Raw genomic sequence first — 18,450 nt, 5'->3', positions numbered from 1 at the left:
GACATAGACACATCCCTCACATGCTCAAATGTGAACTGTTTTATGAGATATAAAGAGACTTCCTCCTTCTACAGCCTCTTGATAATAGCATATGAAAATGAATATATAATAAGCAATCAAAAACTAGTTGCTTATTGTTATTTAAAATCAAGTTTTTTTATTCAAATATATTTATATTGTTTATTTATGTGTAAATAATATTTAGTATTTAATTAATTATATTGAATATTTGATTATATTTGTTCTAGATATTAAGAATATAATATGTTACCTACCTATTGTCCGAGTTGTAGAGTGCAACTGAAAGTGAAGAGTTTGAAGTGTGATAACTGTACCACTGAAGTTATTGGTGATTATGAATTGCCAATTCTAGCCTTATTGTCATTCGAAGAACAGCTTTTTGTTCTCAAGTTTATAAAATATAGTGGAAGTCTTAAAGAGATGGCTAAAGATCTTAATCTGAGTTATCCTACAGTAAGAAATTTATTAAATGATATTATAGAAAAAGTAAAGAACTATGAGAAACAAACTAAGAGTGATTTATAATCCGTTTGTGTGGATTGCCGGATGGAAAGCTTTTATTATTGGAGCTATTGTGGTCTCTTTGAGTGTTGTTATAGCCTGTTATGGTAATCAATATTATCAAGGTACGATGAATGTCAGATTAGTATCAAAAGCTAATTTAGGTTATGCTTTTCTATCTCAGTTTGTCAGTTTGTTTTATACGATTTTTCTATTCTTTATAGCCGGAAAGGTTTATTCTAAAGGAGTTCGTTTTCAGGACGTGCTTGGAACAGTTACTTTAGCAAGGTATCCTTATATAATTCCTGCTTTCTTTGGCTATTTCATGGATTTCGATAAAATGAATGATATTACAATGGATATATTGTCTGGAAAATTAGATGGGATTATGTCCGGTTTGGTTTTTCTTACTGCAATAGGAATTGTAATGCTTATTGTTGTGGTTTGGTATATTGCTCTACTGTGGAATGCTTTTCGAGTATCGACTGATATAAAGGGAGGAAAGGGGATTGCTGTATTTATAATAGTTCTTATTCTTAGTGATTTGCTATATTATGGTTCTATGTTTTTGATTAGTAAATTTATCCTGTCATGAAAATAAAGAAAATAACCTTAATAATCATTGCTTTTTTTATGTCTGTAACAATGTTTTCTCAGAATGTTGTCGGCGACTGGAGTGGTACTTCCGAAATTATGGGTATGAAACTTAAATTAGTATTTCATATCGAAGAAGATGGTACTTACTTAAAAAGTACAATGGATAGTCCCGATCAGGGGGCGAAGGGAATACCTGTAACTAAAATAAGTTTCGAAAGTCCTACTCTCATGTTAGAAATTGCCAATATTGGATTCAAATATACGGGTGTGCTGAAAGGTGATACTCTTATTGAAGGGGCTTTTACCCAGATGGGGAAATCTTTTCCGTTGAATCTGAAGAATAGTACAGTTGAAACGAAACGACCTCAGGAGCCTAAAAAGCCTTATCCATACATAGAAGAAGATGTGAAATTTATAAATGAAGAAGCGGGGATAGCTTTGGCGGGTACATTTACTTACCCTGACAATAAACAAAAATATCCTGCAGTGATTTTAATAACAGGTAGCGGGGCTCAGAATAGAGATGAAGAATTGCTAGGGCATAAACCTTTTCTTGTTTTATCGGACTATCTGACCAGAAGGGGGATTGCTGTACTGCGGTTCGATGACAGAGGTACAGCCCAGTCGGAAGGGGATTTCTGGAAAGCCACATCTGTGGATTTTGCTTCTGATGTATTGGCAGGTTTGTCTTATTTGAAAAATCGGAAAGAAGTTAACCCCGAAAAAATTGGCCTTGTCGGACACAGCGAAGGCGGAATGATTGCTTTTATGCTGGCTGCAAAACATAAAGATGTAGCTTTTCTGGTATCTATGGCTGGTCCAGGGGTAAAAGGAGATAGTATTCTTGCTTTACAGAGGCGATCATTGATTGTTGATAAAGAAAAAGCTTATGATAACGATTTATTAGCAAAGAAAATGATGACTTTAGTAAAAGAATACTCAACAGATTTTCTAAAAGCTAATATAGATTCTCTTATAAATGATATACTTCCTCAAAAACAGGGTTGGGCAGATTCGGATGATATGAAAAGAAATGCAGCGAACTCTTTTGCGCGCATGTCTTCACCGTGGTTTCGTTTCTTTATCGAATATGATCCTATGGATGATTTACGAAAAGTTAAATGTCCTGTTTTGGCAATAAATGGAGGGGAGGACTTACAGGTGGATGCAAATATAAATATATCATCTATCGAAAAAGGACTGTCTAATGCAGGTAATAAGAATTATTTGACTAAAGTATACTCTAATCTGAATCATTTGTTTCAGAATTGTAATACGGGGCATATTTCAGAGTATGCAACCATAGAGGAAACAATATCTCCTGAAGTATTGTCCGATATTGCCGATTGGATTTCTACAGTTGCGAAATAAAGTTGAAGAGAAAGTAGTTCCGATATTTTTCCAATAATTGTATCTAATATCTTATCTTTGAGAGTCGTTTTTTTAAATTATCAATAATATGAGGATAATAATATTACTTACTCTTTTTACTTTTTCGTTTCTGATCGTTTCAGCCCAATCTATAGAGGATAGCGGAGTAGATCCATTTACGGGAAAAACTATAGTACATACATCGTGGACAGGATTGGGGGTGAAGAACATTTTACCAACAAAAGATACTCCTAATCTCGATTTTAAGTTGACTTATGAAGATGATAAAGAGTTTCTCTGCCTGAGATGGAATAATGGCATAAATAGTGTTGCTAAAGGCTCTCTGTTGCAATTAATGATGGATGATGACTCTGTGATCACTTTGAGTGCAGTTGCTGATTTTGTAAGCCAATCGACGGTTAGTACAATTGTAGACAATACTTCAAGTAGTCGTTATATATACATTGTTTATACAGGTGATCTATCTGCCTTGAAAAATAAATCAGTCACTAAAATGCGTATCAGTACAGTTTTTGGCGCCAGAGTGGTAGAATTGAATGAGAAGAATTCCAGCAAAATAACTAAGGCTTACAATTTAATAATGAATGAACTGTAAAACTTTTGAGAGCTTTCCTCTAAGCTAATTATATCGATAGAAATTTTATGCCAAAAATATCAATAATAACACCAACTTATAACTCAGGAAATACAATTCATGGTACTATCGAAGCTTTACTGGGACAAACGTTTTCAGACTTCGAGTATATTGTAATAGACGGAGTATCGAAAGACAATACTTTAGATAAAATAAAGAGTTACATTCCCCGATTCGAAGCCAAGGGCGTTGTGGTTCGTATTATTAGCGAATCCGATAAAGGCGTTTACGATGCCATGAATAAAGGTATTGCTCTCGCTGAAGGAGAACTGGTTGGAATAACTAACTCCGACGATTGGTACGAGAATAATGCCTTAGAGGTGATGTGGAATAAATTTACTGACGGAAAAGTAAATAAGTCAAACTCCATGATCTACGGTATAGAACGAGTGTGGAAAGACGATCGTATTTTCAATGTTCAGAGAAGAGGGGCATCCTTTCTTTCTGAAAGCGTATTGCCGCATTCTACCTTTTTTGTGTCGAAAGCAGTGTATGACCGTTTTGACGCTTTTGATTTGTCTATTAGAGTATTGGCGGATTATGACTTTATTTGCCGTTGTGCTAGTCAAGGAGTTGACCTGGAAGAAATAGATGTCGTTATTTCCAATTTCCGTTTGGGTGGAATATCATCTTCTTATTTCGATTTTTATTCAGATTTCTACAAAATAAAATATAAATACGGTTTTATCAGTGATAAGAAATATAAGGAATTGAAATATGTGTTGAAATTCAAAAAGCTAATTAATAAGGTTCTGAAAAAATGGTGATATATACACGATTATAAGAAAGAAGATACTGTAAATAAACAGTATCTTCTTTCTGTATAGGTAGAGCCTTATTTATTTCAATTGCTGATCCATCCAGCTTATTCTTTGATTGAGCCAATTTTTGAGATAGTCTATTTCTCCCTGATAAGAGCCTGTGATAACAGGATTTGGCCATACTGCTTTTCCCAGTATATTCCATTTTGAGAAATTAGCTTTTTGTGAATTTTCCATTTCTTCGGCTAATAGGTCGATAAAAGAATCTAAATCGTATAGTTCTTTATTTCTTAGTTCTTTCCAGCGATCTGTTACCATTTTAGAAAATTCCGGATGAGAGAAGAATGGTTGATACCATTTCGAGTTGCGTGAATGCCAGCCATTAGGATTTTCACAACCGTCGTAATTTACATTACCAAATGCTATGTCGTAGTCCCATACAGGGCCAAAATACAGCTTGTCGTTGTCTTTTTCTTTGTACACAAATGTGCTTAATCGGAGATTACCATCTACATTTTTCGATAGTTCATTTAGTAGAAAATAATCGATAAAGGATTTTAAATCGATATAGTTTGGCAGCTCTTTTACTACATCTACCCCGTTTTTGTCATACAAAATATCTTCTGTTTTCTGGATGTGATTGCTTATGTACTCTTTCTGGGTATTGGGGATGTCTTCAGGGCGATTGACGCAAAATATTATTTTGGCTTGTTTGGTCTCAAACCATACAGGCTCCCCTTTACGTTCATCTATTTCGAGTAAATATCCCCCGCTTAGGTTTGTGTTAGATGCTTTCATCTCTGCAATATTCACTCTGTCTTTGTCTATTCGTATATGTTCGCACAGCATATAATTGCCAATGTATGTTCCGTTAAGGTTCACATCCACGTATTTCATGCGCGGCGTATATGCAAATTTCATTCTGCGACTAATTTCGAAAGCAAGTTCATTGCGCATCAATGTTTTGTCGGAATAGTTAGCTAATAATACCCAGTGTTTGTTTTTGGGCATTCCTAGTATTTCGCTCGATTTATCAAGTTTTAGTCTATAAGGCTTCTTTTCCATATCCCATGTGCTGTTTCCTCTTCCTCTTATTTCGGTTTTTCCCTCGTGTAGCTTTTCTGCAATTATCCCTTTCTCGTCTCGCGATTCGATAGAGATATCTGCATTCACGTAATTTTCTTTGGATGTAATGGGGGCGTTGTTCTCCGTTTTGATAGTGAGCAGAGGAAAGTAAGCCACTATAGCCGCTTCCTGAGTAATATCTACGGATTCTATTTGGTTCGAAGTGGTGCATGTTAGTTTTAATGTGCGTGCGACATCTTTTGTGTTTTTTGTAACTTCGACTGTGATTTTGGCAGTCCCACTGCCTGTTTTGTTACTTATACTGCACCATGTATTGTTCTCTGCGGTTATTTGCCATTGTGTATTAGAGGTTATAATGAAGGTTTGTTTTCCTGCCGAAGCATCAAAAGATAGTGCATTCTTAGAAATAGAGAATAATTCTTCAATCGGATTTTCTTTGCTGTCGGAGCAGCTGATAGCAGACAATATTGAGAAAGTAAAGGCAAGCAAATTAATATATCTTTTCATGGGCATTTAATTAAAGGGCTAACAGAATGGTGCAAAGTAATAAAAGAAAACAGAATAATCAAATATTTAGGGTTTGATTAGGTATTCGGTTTAATTTATAACGAATATTTCTTTACTCTCAAACTGTTTTTAGATCAAATCCATTCTCCTTATTTCTTGTTTATATTGATAAAAATTCGTATATTTGTTAGATTTTTAAACGCAAAACAATAGGTGGCTATTCGCCTTAATAACAGCAAAATATAAAATGACTGAGAAACAAAAAATTGCGAGCGAGTCTTATTCGGCCCAGAATATTCAGGTGCTTGAAGGTTTGGAGGCAGTAAGAAAAAGACCTGCGATGTACATCGGTGATATCAGTGAAAAAGGATTACATCATCTTGTATATGAAGTTGTAGATAACTCGATAGATGAAGCGCTGGCCGGATACTGTAACGACATTAAAGTAACTATACATAAGGATAACTCTATTAGTGTACAAGATAACGGACGTGGTATTCCTGTCGACATTATGCCTAAGGAAAACAAGTCTGCATTAGAAGTTGTGTTGACTGTATTGCATGCCGGAGGTAAATTCGATAAAGGTACATATAAGGTTTCGGGAGGTCTTCACGGAGTAGGGGTGTCTTGTGTGAATGCTCTTTCTACTTATTTGCGTGCAGAGATTCACCGTCAGGGAAATATCTATGTGCAAGAATATTCATGTGGTAAGCCTCAGGGTGGTGTAGAGACTGTAGGTGAATCTACAAGCAATGGTACAACAATTACTTTTAAGCCTGATGACTCTATATTTGTTGTTACGGAATATAAATATGATACATTGGCTTCTCGTTTGCGCGAATTGGCATTCCTTAATGCAGGTGTGCGTTTGTCGCTTACCGACGAAAGGCAAATGAAAGAAGACGGATCGTATAAGTCTGATACTTTTTTCTCAGAAAAGGGACTTGAGGAGTTTGTTCGTTATATAGATGCTTCTAAAGAAGCTTTGATTGAAGATGTTATACATATTGTTACCGAAAAGCAAGGAACTCCTGTCGAAGTAGCAATGACATATAATACTTCATACAATGAAAATGTATACTCTTATGTGAATAATATACACACAATAGAAGGTGGTACTCACCTTACTGGCTTTAGGCGAGCATTGTCCCGTACTTTGAAAAAGTACGCTGAAGATATGAAAATGCTTGAAAAAGTAAAAGTGGAAATTAGCGGTGATGACTTTAGAGAAGGTCTGACAGCCGTAGTTTCTATTAAAGTAGCTGAACCTCAATTTGAAGGACAGACCAAAACAAAGCTGGGTAACAACGAAGTTATTGGTGCTGTAGATCAGGCAGTAGGTGAAGCTTTGGGGCATTATCTAGAGGAACATCCAAAGGAAGCCCGTACTATCGTGGAAAAGGTTATACTTGCGGCTACAGCTCGTGCAGCAGCCCGTAAAGCCCGCGAAATGGTACAGCGCAAATCTCCTCTGACAGGAGGTGGTCTTCCCGGAAAACTAGCAGACTGCTCTAGTAAAAATGCTGAAATATGTGAGATATTCCTTGTTGAAGGAGACTCGGCGGGTGGTACAGCCAAGCAAGGCCGCGACCGTGGATTTCAGGCTATCCTTCCTCTTAGAGGTAAGATACTGAATGTGGAAAAAGCAATGCCTCACAAAGTGCTTGAGAGCGATGAAATAAAAAATATATATACGGCTTTGGGGGTAACTATCGGTACAGACGAAGATTCTAAAGAATTGAATCTTGACAAACTGCGTTATCATAAAGTAGTTATCATGACCGATGCCGATGTGGATGGAAGCCACATTGCGACACTTATACTGACATTCTTCTTCCGTCATATGAAAGCTTTACTGGAGAGAGGTTATATATATATAGCTACTCCTCCGTTGTATCTTTGTCGTAAAGGTAAGGTTGAAGAATATTGCTGGGATGACAGACAACGCCGTGCATTTATCGACAAATACGGAGATGGAGACGAAAATGCAATCCATACACAACGATATAAAGGTCTAGGAGAAATGAACGCTGAGCAGCTTTGGGATACAACAATGAATCCTGAGCACCGTACTTTGCGTCAGGTGACAATAGAGAGTGCAGCGGAAGCAGATCACGTTTTCTCGATGCTTATGGGAGAAGATGTAGCTCCTCGCCGCGAATTTATTGAAGAAAATGCTACTTATGCAAAAATCGATGCTTAAGAAGTAATAGATAAGAAATTATTATAAGAAAAGGTTATGACAATCAGAGTCATAACCTTTTTTTGTTAATTAGTAGTGTTGTTTTTTTATTAACTTAATTCTTTTATTATGGAAAGAGTATTATTAAATGCTTTGCTTATAGGTATTGCCTTACTTTTTTTGTCGTGTAATAATGGATATCCGGGAGAAATTGAGTAATCGAAAATCAATATGTTGATATATATAAATATGTAATGATTTTTTGCTGAAACATAGTAAATGTTATTTTAATGAAATTAGAAGGTAAAGAGTTGTATCTGTATATTGTCTTAAATATAATAATGCTGATAGTATCAATAACTAGCTTTGTTGATATTACTTACCTCAATTACGGAAGAAATTATTTGTTATATGCTCTTCTTGTTTTGGTTGCGGCTGTTATGATTATAGAGAATGTAATGAGAATAAAGGCCAAGAAGCGAGTTCTTCTAAGTATTCTATTTCTTATTATAGAATTGGTGTACATCACTATATTGACAAAGTTCTGTTTGTTTTAAGTATAGATAAAGAAAGGGTTATGGCAATTAGTCATAACCTTTTTTGATTTATCAGGTTAAGAATAAATTATCTATAAAGAAAGTCTTACTTATCTATTAATCTAAATTCTTAATCATTATGGCAAAATACACAGAAAGACTGGCAAACCGCATAGTATCACTTATCGAGGCTGATTATTATTCTATTACCGAAATCTGCAATTCGTTGAAGATAAATACAAAAACATTTTATGAATGGAAAAAGACAAAACCGGAGTTTCGTGAAGCGGTAAAAGATGCCGAAGAGCGTCGCGATGATGCTTTAGCTGTTCTAGCTCGTCGTTCGTTACGAGAAGAGCTGGAAGGATATGTAGAGGTGACCGAGAAATATGTATATGAAGATGACGGATACGGAAGCGAAAAAATAAAATCTAGGATTGTTACCAAGAAGAAGCGTGCACCAAAAGCGCATGTGTTGAAGATGGTTTTGGAACGTCAAGAGAAAAGGAAAAATGAAACTAATCAAGAGGTTGTAAAACATACAGATAAGCCTATCGTAATGAAAATACCCAAAGATGTGAATCCTGTAAATGCAGTAAAATCAATCATTGACTTCAAACACAAAATGCGCAGTATAGGATTGTCCGAAGAACAGGTAAAGAGTGTGCAAGAGGATGAAAACTATATGTCGGTAGTCGTGTGATTGCATGCTAAATTAAAATAAAAAAAATAGGCAGATATTCATTACATTCGTTACTTTTTAGTTAAAATCGAAATGTGTAATATCCTAAAAAACTCATATCTTATATCTTAATACTTATAACTAATCCTTATCTTTGTGCCTTGTAACTTAATCTTTAGAAGATGACAATAAAAAATATAGCAATTGTAGTTTGCGCCTTTTCTTTTATAGCATGTTCGTGTGGCAAGACAACTCAAAATACACAATCGGTGGTTGCATACGAAAAAATATCTCCCGATTTTAGCGGAGATAGTGCATATGCGTTTGTAGATAAACAAGTTGCTTTTGGTCCGAGAGTGCCTAATACAGCACAACATATAGCTTGTGGCGACTATCTGGTAGCTGAGCTTAAACGCTTTGGCGCAGAGGTAACTGAGCAGAAAATGGTAGTTACTGCATATAACGGCACTAAGCTGAATGCACGCAATATAATAGGGTCATATGGGATGGATAAAAAGAACAGGGTGCTGTTATTTGCCCATTGGGATACCCGCCCTTACTCAGATCATGATGCAGATCCAGCCAATCATAAAAAGCCTTTGCTGGGGGCTAATGATGGGGGAAGCGGAGTCGGCGTCCTCTTGGAAGTCGCGCGAGTTTTGCAAACCAAGTCTCCCGAAATAGGTGTGGATATAATTTTCTTCGATGCCGAAGACTATGGTGTTCCTGTATTTTCTGAAATGTATGGAGGATCAACAGATCATACATGGTGTTTAGGTTCACGATATTGGGCTGAAAATCCTCATATACCCGGCTATAAAGCTAAGTTCGGTATTCTTCTGGATATGGTCGGAGCCGATGGTGCAAAATTTTATAAAGAATATTACTCGAAGCGATATGCTTCTAATATAGTGGAGAAAGTTTGGAGTACAGCTGGCCAATTAGATCATGGTGCTTACTTTATCGGAGAAGATGGCGGAGGTGTGACTGACGATCATGTTCCTGTAAACGAAGTACTTCGTATACCTAGTATTGATATTATAGATTATAATCCGAAAACCGATTCGGGATTCTTCCATGCGTGGCATACTCAGAAAGATGATATGAGTAATATTAGTAAAGAAACTTTAATAGCTGTTGGACAAACAGTGTTAGAAGTAATATATAAGGAAAAATAAAGAGAGAAATGGCAACAATAAATGAAGTGCAAGACGAAATAGTAGAAGAGTTTTCCATGTTCGACGATTGGATGGATCGTTATGCCTTACTTATCGAATTGGGAAATTCTTTGGAAAAGCTGGATGAGAAATCTAAAGTTGAGAGCAACCTTATTGTAGGTTGTCAGAGCCGGGTTTGGCTACAGGCAGACTATGTGGACGGTAGGGTTGTATTCAAAGCAGAGAGCGATGCAGTAATAGTGAAAGGTATAATAGCATTGTTGATAAAAGTATTGTCGAACCGTACGCCTGACGAAATAATAAATACAGATCTTTACTTTATCGAGAAAATAGGATTGAAGGAAAACCTGTCGCCAACACGTTCCAATGGATTGGTGTCGATGATAAAACAAATACGATTCTATGCAATGGCATATAGGGCAAAGGAGCTTGCTGAATAATATTGGCTAAAAAGCCCTGTATACAATCAGTCTGCCGTTTGTTCTTATTGCAAATTCATTGCTCATAGATTCGTTAAGAGTGGCTTGCCACCAATTGGTGAAAATACGATCTTTGATAGGATAAAGTAAATTATGTGAGGTCACAATACAAGGGTCTACACAGAATAGAGAGACTTGCTGTGCTGGCACACTCTCGAACATAGAATTGCTATCTATAGCATTGAAAACGCCGAAGTCTGTTATCATTTGCACATCACAGCCTTTCATATATTCGCACAGAAGGCTAATGTTGGCAATCGTATGATCTTCTCGTTTGCCTGTAGCACCAAGTATGGTGATCTCTCTTCTTCCTTGTTGGATACAAAAAGTTACGGCTTTGGTAAGGTCATTTGTTTCCTGTTCGGGAATGCTATGAATGATGTCGGCAAATAGTTCTCTGTTCTCTGCCGAAAGAGAATCGCAATCTCCCACAATGGCATCTGGCTGTTTGTCTGTTCCGGTAAGACTGTTTATAGCTCCATCGCAACATACAAGAAATTTACAGTTTTCAAGTATGGACAGCGCTATAGGGTGGGAGGGAAACTCTCCATTTGCCAATACTACAGTATCGGAAGCTTTGCTTATATCGGGTAAACTATATTTCTTCATTTTGCTGTTTGAAAAATAAAACAACAAAATTAACGAATAGTTTTCTTTTTATTCTTCCTCTTGTTCAAAAGTTCCAACTATGGGTACGGCTGATGCTTTCGAGGTAAGGTCATATTCTCGAACTTCATCCCGACCTTTGCTGTCGAATTCGAACATCTTGTATTGATTGCCGTCTTTGTTTATACGCACACCCCATGTATAGCTTTCGGGGGTATACCAGAAAGAGCATTCATATGCATTTCCATCGGTGTTACCATACATTTTTTCCAGCTCCAGATATTCGAGTATATCGTTGTAGCCATAAGTATTGCGTCCTTCCTCATGGTCTGTTATTGTGCAACTTCCCGACTGGCTGCATTCTATCCATTTACCGACCTTGAATTGTAATGGAAGAAAGACACCTTTTTGCTTTAAGTCTCCATTTGCATAAAACTCTTTGTAGATGATATGAATAGCGGGCAATGGAGGCTTCTCGAATACTTCTATAGTCGAAGTCTTTCCGTATGATTTGATCTGTAGGAGGGTACCATCAGGCATAGTTTCGCTATAGTCGAGTATAGAACCTTTGTACTTGTATCTATATCGGGAGACGTCGAGTTTCTCTTTGTCTATAGATATTCTTATTCCCGGATAGATTTCCGTATATGGAATTTGTGCACTGGCTCCTTGTATCAATAGGAGAGCAAGTAGTAGGGTAAAGATATGTTTCGAGAGTTGCATAAGTCTTAAAGTTTAGTGTTATTTGTTTAATATTACTTTATCTATATTGTGTAATCGGAAAACGAAAGTCCTTGTGAAGTATCGGATAGACTTTTTACTTTTGCTAAGATAAATATTATAGAGTAAAAATTAATATCTTTGATCCTCAAATATAAAAAATATATTCAACTAAAATGATAGAAATAAATAAAGTACCATCCCCCTGTTTTGTAATGGAGGAAGAACTACTAAGAAAAAACCTTTCACTTATCAAATCTGTAAAAGAAAGAGCCGGAGTAAACATAATACTTGCGTTTAAGGCTTTTGCTATGTGGAAATCTTTTCCTATCATACGGGAGTATGTGCCTTATTCGACAGCTAGTTCAGTGTATGAAGCTCAACTGGCGTATGAGGAAATGGGTAGTTTGGCGCATACTTTCAGTCCTGCTTATACGGAAGATAATTTTTCTCTGTTTATGAGATATAGCAGCCATATTACTTTTAACTCACTTTCTCAGTTCGAACGTTTCTATCCTGAAACATTGAAGCATAGAAAAAAAGTTTCATGTGGTTTGCGTATCAATCCGGAATATTCTCTTGTAGAAACAGATTTGTATAATCCGGCGACTCCCGGTTCCCGTTTGGGAGTATCTGTTGATCAGTTAGGAGAGAAACTGCCCGAAGGTATTGAGGGCTTGCATTTTCATACATTATGTGAGTCGTCTTCATACGATCTGGAAAAGACATTGGAGGTAATAGAAGAAAAATTCGGTCATCTACTTTCTCAGGTAAAATGGTTCAATATGGGTGGTGGGCATTTAATGACTCGTAAAGATTATGATGTAGAGCATTTGATCAAGCTTTTACTGGCATTTAAAGCTAAATATCCAAACCTTGAAATAACAATGGAGCCCGGAAGTGCATTTGCATGGGAAACGGGAGTGCTGATTTCTACAGTAGTGGATATTGTGGAGAATAGAGGAATAAAGACTGCGATACTAGATGTATCGTTCGCCTGCCATATGCCTGACTGCCTCGAGATGCCTTACAAACCTCGTATCAGAGGGGCTTATCATGAGCCTGTTAACGGTCTGCCTACTTATCGTATGGGAGGCAGTAGTTGCCTTAGTGGTGATTTTATTGGCGAATGGTCTTTCGATGAGCCTCTATTAGTTGGTGATAAAATTATATTTGAAGATATGATACATTATACTATTGTTAAAACTACGATGTTCAATGGTATATCCCATCCGGCAATAGCATTGTGGAATAGATATAACCAGCTCGAAATATATAGGGAGTTTAGCTATGATGATTATAAGAATCGTATGAGCTGATCCCGAAAATGTTAAAAAAGAGGGTGTAAGCAATAAGGTGTCTATGTAAGCGTTTCATATTTGGTAACTATTAAGGAGATCGCCTATGAAAAAAATTATTACACCTAAAGATGTGAGTAAAAAGCATGCGGAGGTTGTCGCACCATCCGAAAAAACATTAGATTTCTTAAAACAGTTTGCCCACACGTATTATGTAGATAAGTCTTTGCCTAAAGATATTAATTACTTGTGTGTAAACTGATTTTTGAAATATGAAACAAAAAAGGTGTGAAATTAGGGTTTTATGCCTTTTTTGTTTTTTGAATGATACCTTTATTTTGTATTGAATCTTCTTTTTGTTACTTTTATATTTGTATTTAGCTTGTATATTTTATGGCAAGAATGAAAGATACAATTCCTAGCGATCTCTTAATATCTGCATATCAGCCTGTAGATTATTATGATATTACAAAATGTGAGTCAGATGACCTGAAGGGTATCACAACAGAAGATATTCAGATTGCTCTTTGGTCTTCGAAGCCAGCATGGGTGGACAGGCTCTTTAAACTGAGGAATATTTTGGTTAAACCTTTTGGCCTGAAAACAGGAGAAGATAGCAGTCTCGATCAATTGACAGATTGTATAAGAAATGGCAAAGCTTATGGATTGATGTCTTTGCAAGCTAAATCTGAAAAAGAGACAGTGATTTGTCTTACCGATAAACATCTGTCGGCTTATGTTTCTATATTTTTGGAGAGTGAAGAAAAGAAGGCACAATGTGTTTTTGCTTACACATTAGTAAAGTTTCATTCGACTCTAGGATATGTTTATTTTTACTCGATCCTCCCTTTCCATAAAATTGTGGTAAAGAAAATGTTGAAGTATAGTTTGAATCTATTAATACAGAAAAATAATATAAATATATGAGTCATAAAATAGCACCTTCTCTTCTTTCTGCCGATTTTCTTAATCTTCAGGCAGATGTGGAAATGATTAATAATAGTGAGGCCGATTGGTTTCATTGCGATGTGATGGATGGTTCGTTCGTACCAAATATTTCATTTGGCTTTCCTATCATTAAGCAAATCAGTAAGATTGCTAAAAAGCCATTAGATGTACATCTGATGATTGTGAACCCTGATAAGTACATTTCGCAAGTAAAAGATGCAGGTGCATATATGATGAATGTACATTATGAGGCTTGCACTCATCTTCATAGGGTTGTAGGAGCTATTCATGATGCAGGAATGAAAGCGGGTGTGACTCTCAATCCACACACTCCTGTATCTTTGCTCGAAGATATTTTGCAGGATATAGATATGGTACTGCTTATGTCTGTCAATCCCGGTTTTGGAGGACAAAAGTTTATAGAACATTCTGTGCCTAAAGTCGCAAAATTGAAAGAAATGATTCTTCGTAGGAATTTGGATACGCTGATAGAAGTGGACGGAGGTGTAAACTTGCATACAGCCAAATTGTTGATCGATGCGGGAGCCGATGTGTTGGTGGCTGGAAATGCAGTTTTTGCCGATAGTAATCCTACTGAAATGATTCATAAACTGAAAAGTATTGTTTAGCTGGATAGTGCCGATTGATGAATAATCCTTTGTCAAAGACACCTTTTCTCTTTCTTCTGATTCCTCTGTTGTTGGGAATCTTGTTACAATACTATTTCGATGTAGAATATCTGAGTATAGTCATTTCTTCTTTTGGTATTTTGACTATGCTACTTTCTTATTTTCTACCACAACACCTTCATTTCAAGCTAAGATGGTTATTTGGTGCAGGAGTGTTCTTTTTCATTGTAGGTGTGGGCATAGTGTCTACGGTTTTGTGTCAGCAGAAATCGGAATTCTCTTATTCAGATGACAATAAGATTTATAAAGGAGTTATAGCCGATACTCCGCAAGAGAAACCCCGAACGATTGCCTGTAAGGTTTATTTGGCTGACTATGATAAATATATAGTTTGCTACTTTGGTCAAGACTCTCTTAAACCTGTGTTGTCTCCCGGACAAGAACTAATCTTTGAGGGTAGGGTACAGCCTTTTCGAAATATGGGAAATCCTGACGATTTTGATTATGTTCGATATATGTATGATCAAGGGTTTTCGGGTTCGGCATATATTACGTCTGACAAGTGGGTGGCAACAGGACAACATTCAACTTCTTTGAAGTTCTCAGCATTGCGTATCCGAGAATACATAATGGATTTTTACAAATCACTTGGCTTTTCCCATACCGAATATTCTATTTTGTCGGCACTAACACTAGGTTATCAGAACGATCTTACAGATGATATTAAACAGGGATTCCGCACAACGGGGACTGTGCATGTATTGTCAGTCAGTGGATTGCATGTTGCCATAATATATATGATAATATCATCATTCCTCCTCTTCATCAGAAAAGGGACAAAATGGTATTGGTTAAAGCCTCTTATCATTATCATATTGTTGTGGTTTTATGCTTTCATTACAGGTTTACCCCCATCGGTAGTACGAGCGAGCGTTATGCTTACAATTTTTTGTATGTCGGAAATGCTGGGTCGGAAAAATTCATCTATACACGCACTGTATATAGCTGCATTTTTCATTCTGCTCGTCAATCCGCTTTCTTTTTTCGATATCGGTTTTCAGCTGAGTTTTATGTCTGTATTATCTATCTTATATCTGCATCCTAGAGCGTCGAAACTTGTAAAAACGGACAATAAGTATGTGACAAAAATATGGCAGATGTTTACGTTGTCGTTAGTAGCTCAGTTAGCTACATTTCCTATCTGTTTATATTACTTTGGCACATTCCCTACATATTTTTTCCTTGCAAATATGATTATTGTGCCTTTAGTTTCTGTTATAATGTATGCCGTTGCAGGAATAGTTGTTGCCGGAACAATAGGGTTTTTGTTACCGGATTCGGCATCTTTTATCTATTATGTGCCAGTGAAGGTGTTGCAAATTCTAGTACAACTGATGATTTCTATTATCAGTTTTTTCGAGAGTTTACCGTTTGCTTTATTTGAAGATGAAAAGATTACGTTTTTGAGTTTGCTGTTAATTTCTACTATAATATTGTTTGTATTGCTGTTTTTCTATCAGAAAAAGGTGCGATTTTTTATTGTTGGTTTATCTGCTGTTCTTGTATTAATACTCACAGGTATATACGCTAACATAAAAGATCAGCCAAATGAAATGATCGTATATAATCGTCCTCAAAAAACTGAGATTACTTTAGTCTCAGGTGCTTTTGTGCAAAATATTACAAATGAAAATATAAAAGACGGCTATAAGTATTTATATGCTGGAAATTTGAGTACATTAATTTTGTCGGAGGATATTTATAAAGAAAAGTATTCGTCAGAAAGGTTCGAACTTGACAATTTAGTGCTAACTAATAACGAATCTTATTCATTATATACAATAAGTAGTCTTTTTACTATTGAAAATGTAATACTAGATGCTTCATTATCAGTATCTACTCGTCGGCGATTAACTAAAGAATGTAAAAATCTTGGTATTACTTGTCACGATGTCGTTGAAAATGGTGCTTTTAGTATGTTTTTTTAGTATTTTTGCGTCTGCATAAATTTTGATTTTAAGAAGGAAGTATAAATAAATGATATCGAAGATAATAGCAAGTTCTAAAATTTCGGAAGTAGAAGAGTTACTGGATAAATATGAAAAGATAGTGATCGTTACCCATGTGTCGCCTGATGGAGATGCTATAGGTTCTTCTTTAGGGTTATATCATTATCTGAATGATTTGGGTAATAATGTAAATATAATAGTTCCTAATTCGTTTCCCGACTTTTTGAAATGGATTCCCGGAGCAAAAGATATTATCGACTATGAAAAGTATACTGAATTTGCACAAAAATTAATAGCCGAAGCAGAGCTTATCTTCTGTCTCGACTTTAATGTACCTAAACGTTCTCATCATCTTGCACCTTTTATTGAAGCTGCTAATGCAAAGAAAGTACTGATCGATCATCATCCCGAACCTACTAATTTTTGTGATGTGATGATCTCACATCCTGAAATATCATCTACAAGTGAGCTGATTTTTCGTTTGATCTGCCGTATGGGTGATTTTGAAGCAATGAGTAATGAGAGTGCTACAGCCATATATACAGGCATGATGACAGATACAGGTGCTTTTACCTATAATTCAAATAATGCCGAAATATACTATATAATTGGCGAGCTTTTGAAAAAGGGTATCAATAAAGATCAGATATATTCGAATGTTTATCATAATTATTCGGAAGACAGGTATCGCATGCTCGGATATACATTGTGTGAGAAAATGAAAATATATCCTGAATATAATGCTGCTCTTATTTGGCTGACAAATGAAGAGCAAAATAAATATAATGTAAAAAAGGGTGATACAGAGGGGTTTGCTAATTTACCCTTGAATATTAAAGGAATTATTTTCTCAGTTTTTATTCGAGAGGACAATGATTTTATAAAAATCTCGTTTCGATCTCAGGGGACTTTCCCAAGCAATAAATTTGCGGCTGAATGTTACAATGGTGGAGGACACCTTAATGCTGCCGGAGGAGAGTTTAAAGGAACAATGAAAGAAGCGATTGCAATATTTGAAAATGCGTTGCCGGAGTATGGAAACTTATTAAAAAAGAAATAAAATATACTAAACGATAATATAGATGAAGAAGATTATTTATGTAATATTTGCTCTTGTCGGTCTTTTTGTGGTGTTTTCATCGTGTAAAGGAGATTCTTATGCCAAAAAGCTGGAACAAGAAAAGAAAGCGATTGATAACTTTATAAGTGATAATAATATCGATGTAATAACACAGTATCCTGCTGATCATAAATTTGCAGATAATCAATATTTCAAATCCAGTACAGGGGCATATTATCGTGTAATTGATCCGGGAAATGACGAACGTCCTATTTCCGGTAAGACTGATGTTTATGTTCGATATGATAGTGTTTATAATATGCTGACCAACAGTATATATGCAGAGACTAATTCGGAAGGTAATACTGCTATGCTTTTTACTTTTGGTAGAGAAGAGACATATTATAGTGTAAATCAATATGCACAAGAGTATTATCTATTATCGAATGGTACTGTTGAGCCGTTTCTGAAAGGTCTGGGTAATGATGCGGAGGTTAGTATTATTGTTCCGTTCTTGTCTGGCTTAGGATCCACCTATCAGGGACAGGCATATGTACCTTTTTTCTATAAAAGATTAAGATACCATTTTCTGTTAGACCAAACACATGAATAAATAATATAAAT

The 18,450-nt window shown here is 36.0% G+C and carries 19 protein-coding genes; 16 read left to right on the top strand and 3 right to left on the bottom strand.

The features are described from left to right. Positions 1–264 precede the first annotated feature (264 nt). The 5 genes from BGC7_RS03080 (at position 265) to BGC7_RS03060 (ending at position 3,912) form a co-directional block, all read left to right on the top strand. On the top strand, positions 265–546 hold the full coding sequence (locus tag BGC7_RS03080; protein ID WP_050700104.1) for a DUF2089 family protein: 282 nt from the start codon (positions 265–267) through the stop codon (positions 544–546). After that, positions 518–1,117, top strand: a complete 600-nt coding sequence (locus tag BGC7_RS03075; RefSeq protein ID WP_050700103.1) for a hypothetical protein — start codon at positions 518–520, stop codon at positions 1,115–1,117. The genes BGC7_RS03080 and BGC7_RS03075 overlap by 29 nt, the downstream gene beginning before the upstream one ends. Next, entirely contained in the window at positions 1,114–2,490 is a 1,377-nt protein-coding gene (locus BGC7_RS03070) for an alpha/beta hydrolase family protein (RefSeq protein WP_050700102.1), read from the top strand. Before BGC7_RS03075 ends, BGC7_RS03070 begins: the two co-directional genes overlap by 4 nt. 88 nt (positions 2,491–2,578) lie before the next feature. Beyond that, the gene (locus BGC7_RS03065) at positions 2,579–3,106 is read left to right on the top strand and encodes a hypothetical protein (protein WP_050700101.1); all 528 of its coding nucleotides are present in this window, start codon (positions 2,579–2,581) and stop codon (positions 3,104–3,106) included. Between the two features lie 47 nt (positions 3,107–3,153). Further along, complete coding sequence (locus tag BGC7_RS03060) at positions 3,154–3,912, top strand: glycosyltransferase family 2 protein (RefSeq protein WP_050700100.1); 759 nt, start codon at positions 3,154–3,156, stop codon at positions 3,910–3,912. Between the two features lie 72 nt (positions 3,913–3,984). Here the strand turns inward: BGC7_RS03060 and BGC7_RS03055 are convergent, their stop codons facing one another. Further along, on the bottom strand, positions 3,985–5,499 hold the full coding sequence (locus tag BGC7_RS03055; protein WP_050700107.1) for a CotH kinase family protein: 1,515 nt from the start codon (positions 5,497–5,499) through the stop codon (positions 3,985–3,987). Positions 5,500–5,746: 247 nt separating this feature from the next. Here BGC7_RS03055 and gyrB point away from each other — a divergent pair, with 247 nt between their 5' ends. The 4 genes from gyrB to BGC7_RS03030 all read left to right on the top strand — a co-directional run bounded on the left by gyrB (position 5,747) and on the right by BGC7_RS03030 (position 10,517). Further along, the gene (gyrB, locus tag BGC7_RS03050; protein WP_050700099.1) at positions 5,747–7,702 is read left to right on the top strand and encodes a DNA topoisomerase (ATP-hydrolyzing) subunit B; all 1,956 of its coding nucleotides are present in this window, start codon (positions 5,747–5,749) and stop codon (positions 7,700–7,702) included. 654 nt (positions 7,703–8,356) lie between these two features. Next, positions 8,357–8,920, top strand: coding sequence for a terminase small subunit-like protein (locus tag BGC7_RS03040; protein ID WP_050700097.1), 564 nt, complete (start codon positions 8,357–8,359; stop codon positions 8,918–8,920). 161 nt (positions 8,921–9,081) lie between these two features. Beyond that, positions 9,082–10,077 (top strand): M28 family peptidase, encoded by a 996-nt coding sequence (locus tag BGC7_RS03035; RefSeq protein WP_050700096.1) that lies wholly within the window; start codon positions 9,082–9,084, stop codon positions 10,075–10,077. Positions 10,078–10,085: 8 nt separating this feature from the next. Then, positions 10,086–10,517, top strand: a complete 432-nt coding sequence (locus BGC7_RS03030) for a SufE family protein (protein WP_050700095.1) — start codon at positions 10,086–10,088, stop codon at positions 10,515–10,517. Positions 10,518–10,523: 6 nt separating this feature from the next. On the opposite strand, the gene BGC7_RS03025 is transcribed toward BGC7_RS03030, so the two are convergent. Together BGC7_RS03025 and BGC7_RS03020 are read right to left on the bottom strand one after the other, a co-directional pair. Next, positions 10,524–11,165 carry a thiamine diphosphokinase gene (locus BGC7_RS03025; RefSeq protein ID WP_050700094.1) on the bottom strand — a complete coding sequence of 214 codons (642 nt, stop codon included), beginning with the start codon at positions 11,163–11,165 and terminating at the stop codon, positions 10,524–10,526. Positions 11,166–11,213: 48 nt separating this feature from the next. Then, the gene (locus tag BGC7_RS03020; protein ID WP_157258648.1) at positions 11,214–11,885 is read right to left on the bottom strand and encodes a hypothetical protein; all 672 of its coding nucleotides are present in this window, start codon (positions 11,883–11,885) and stop codon (positions 11,214–11,216) included. Positions 11,886–12,058: 173 nt separating this feature from the next. On the opposite strand from BGC7_RS03020, the gene nspC reads away from it, so the two are divergent. The 7 genes from nspC (at position 12,059) to BGC7_RS02990 (ending at position 18,439) form a co-directional block, all read left to right on the top strand. Further along, entirely contained in the window at positions 12,059–13,201 is a 1,143-nt protein-coding gene (nspC, locus tag BGC7_RS03015; protein ID WP_050700092.1) for a carboxynorspermidine decarboxylase, read from the top strand. A gap of 85 nt (positions 13,202–13,286) precedes the next feature. Further along, positions 13,287–13,442 carry a hypothetical protein gene (locus BGC7_RS18015; protein ID WP_185112939.1) on the top strand — a complete coding sequence of 52 codons (156 nt, stop codon included), beginning with the start codon at positions 13,287–13,289 and terminating at the stop codon, positions 13,440–13,442. A 131-nt stretch (positions 13,443–13,573) separates the two neighbouring features. Continuing rightward, positions 13,574–14,107 carry a DUF2867 domain-containing protein gene (locus BGC7_RS03010; RefSeq protein ID WP_050700091.1) on the top strand — a complete coding sequence of 178 codons (534 nt, stop codon included), beginning with the start codon at positions 13,574–13,576 and terminating at the stop codon, positions 14,105–14,107. Next, on the top strand, positions 14,104–14,757 hold the full coding sequence (rpe, locus tag BGC7_RS03005; protein ID WP_050700090.1) for a ribulose-phosphate 3-epimerase: 654 nt from the start codon (positions 14,104–14,106) through the stop codon (positions 14,755–14,757). Before BGC7_RS03010 ends, rpe begins: the two co-directional genes overlap by 4 nt. Before the next feature lie 17 nt (positions 14,758–14,774). Continuing rightward, positions 14,775–16,745 carry a ComEC/Rec2 family competence protein gene (locus BGC7_RS03000; RefSeq protein ID WP_050700089.1) on the top strand — a complete coding sequence of 657 codons (1,971 nt, stop codon included), beginning with the start codon at positions 14,775–14,777 and terminating at the stop codon, positions 16,743–16,745. 49 nt (positions 16,746–16,794) lie between these two features. Continuing rightward, positions 16,795–17,826: a DHH family phosphoesterase gene (locus tag BGC7_RS02995; RefSeq protein WP_050700088.1), complete on the top strand. Its 1,032-nt coding sequence runs from the start codon at positions 16,795–16,797 to the stop codon at positions 17,824–17,826. Positions 17,827–17,848: 22 nt separating this feature from the next. Continuing rightward, on the top strand, positions 17,849–18,439 hold the full coding sequence (locus tag BGC7_RS02990) for a DUF4827 family protein (protein ID WP_050700087.1): 591 nt from the start codon (positions 17,849–17,851) through the stop codon (positions 18,437–18,439). The last annotated feature ends 11 nt before the right edge of the window (positions 18,440–18,450 follow it).

It is taken from the genome of Dysgonomonas sp. BGC7 (genome assembly GCF_001261735.1).
In the GTDB taxonomy this organism is placed as follows: Bacteria; Bacteroidota; Bacteroidia; order Bacteroidales; family Dysgonomonadaceae; genus Dysgonomonas.
The sequence above is the reverse complement of the archived record's forward strand: the minus strand, read 5'-3'. Positions and strand labels throughout refer to the sequence as shown.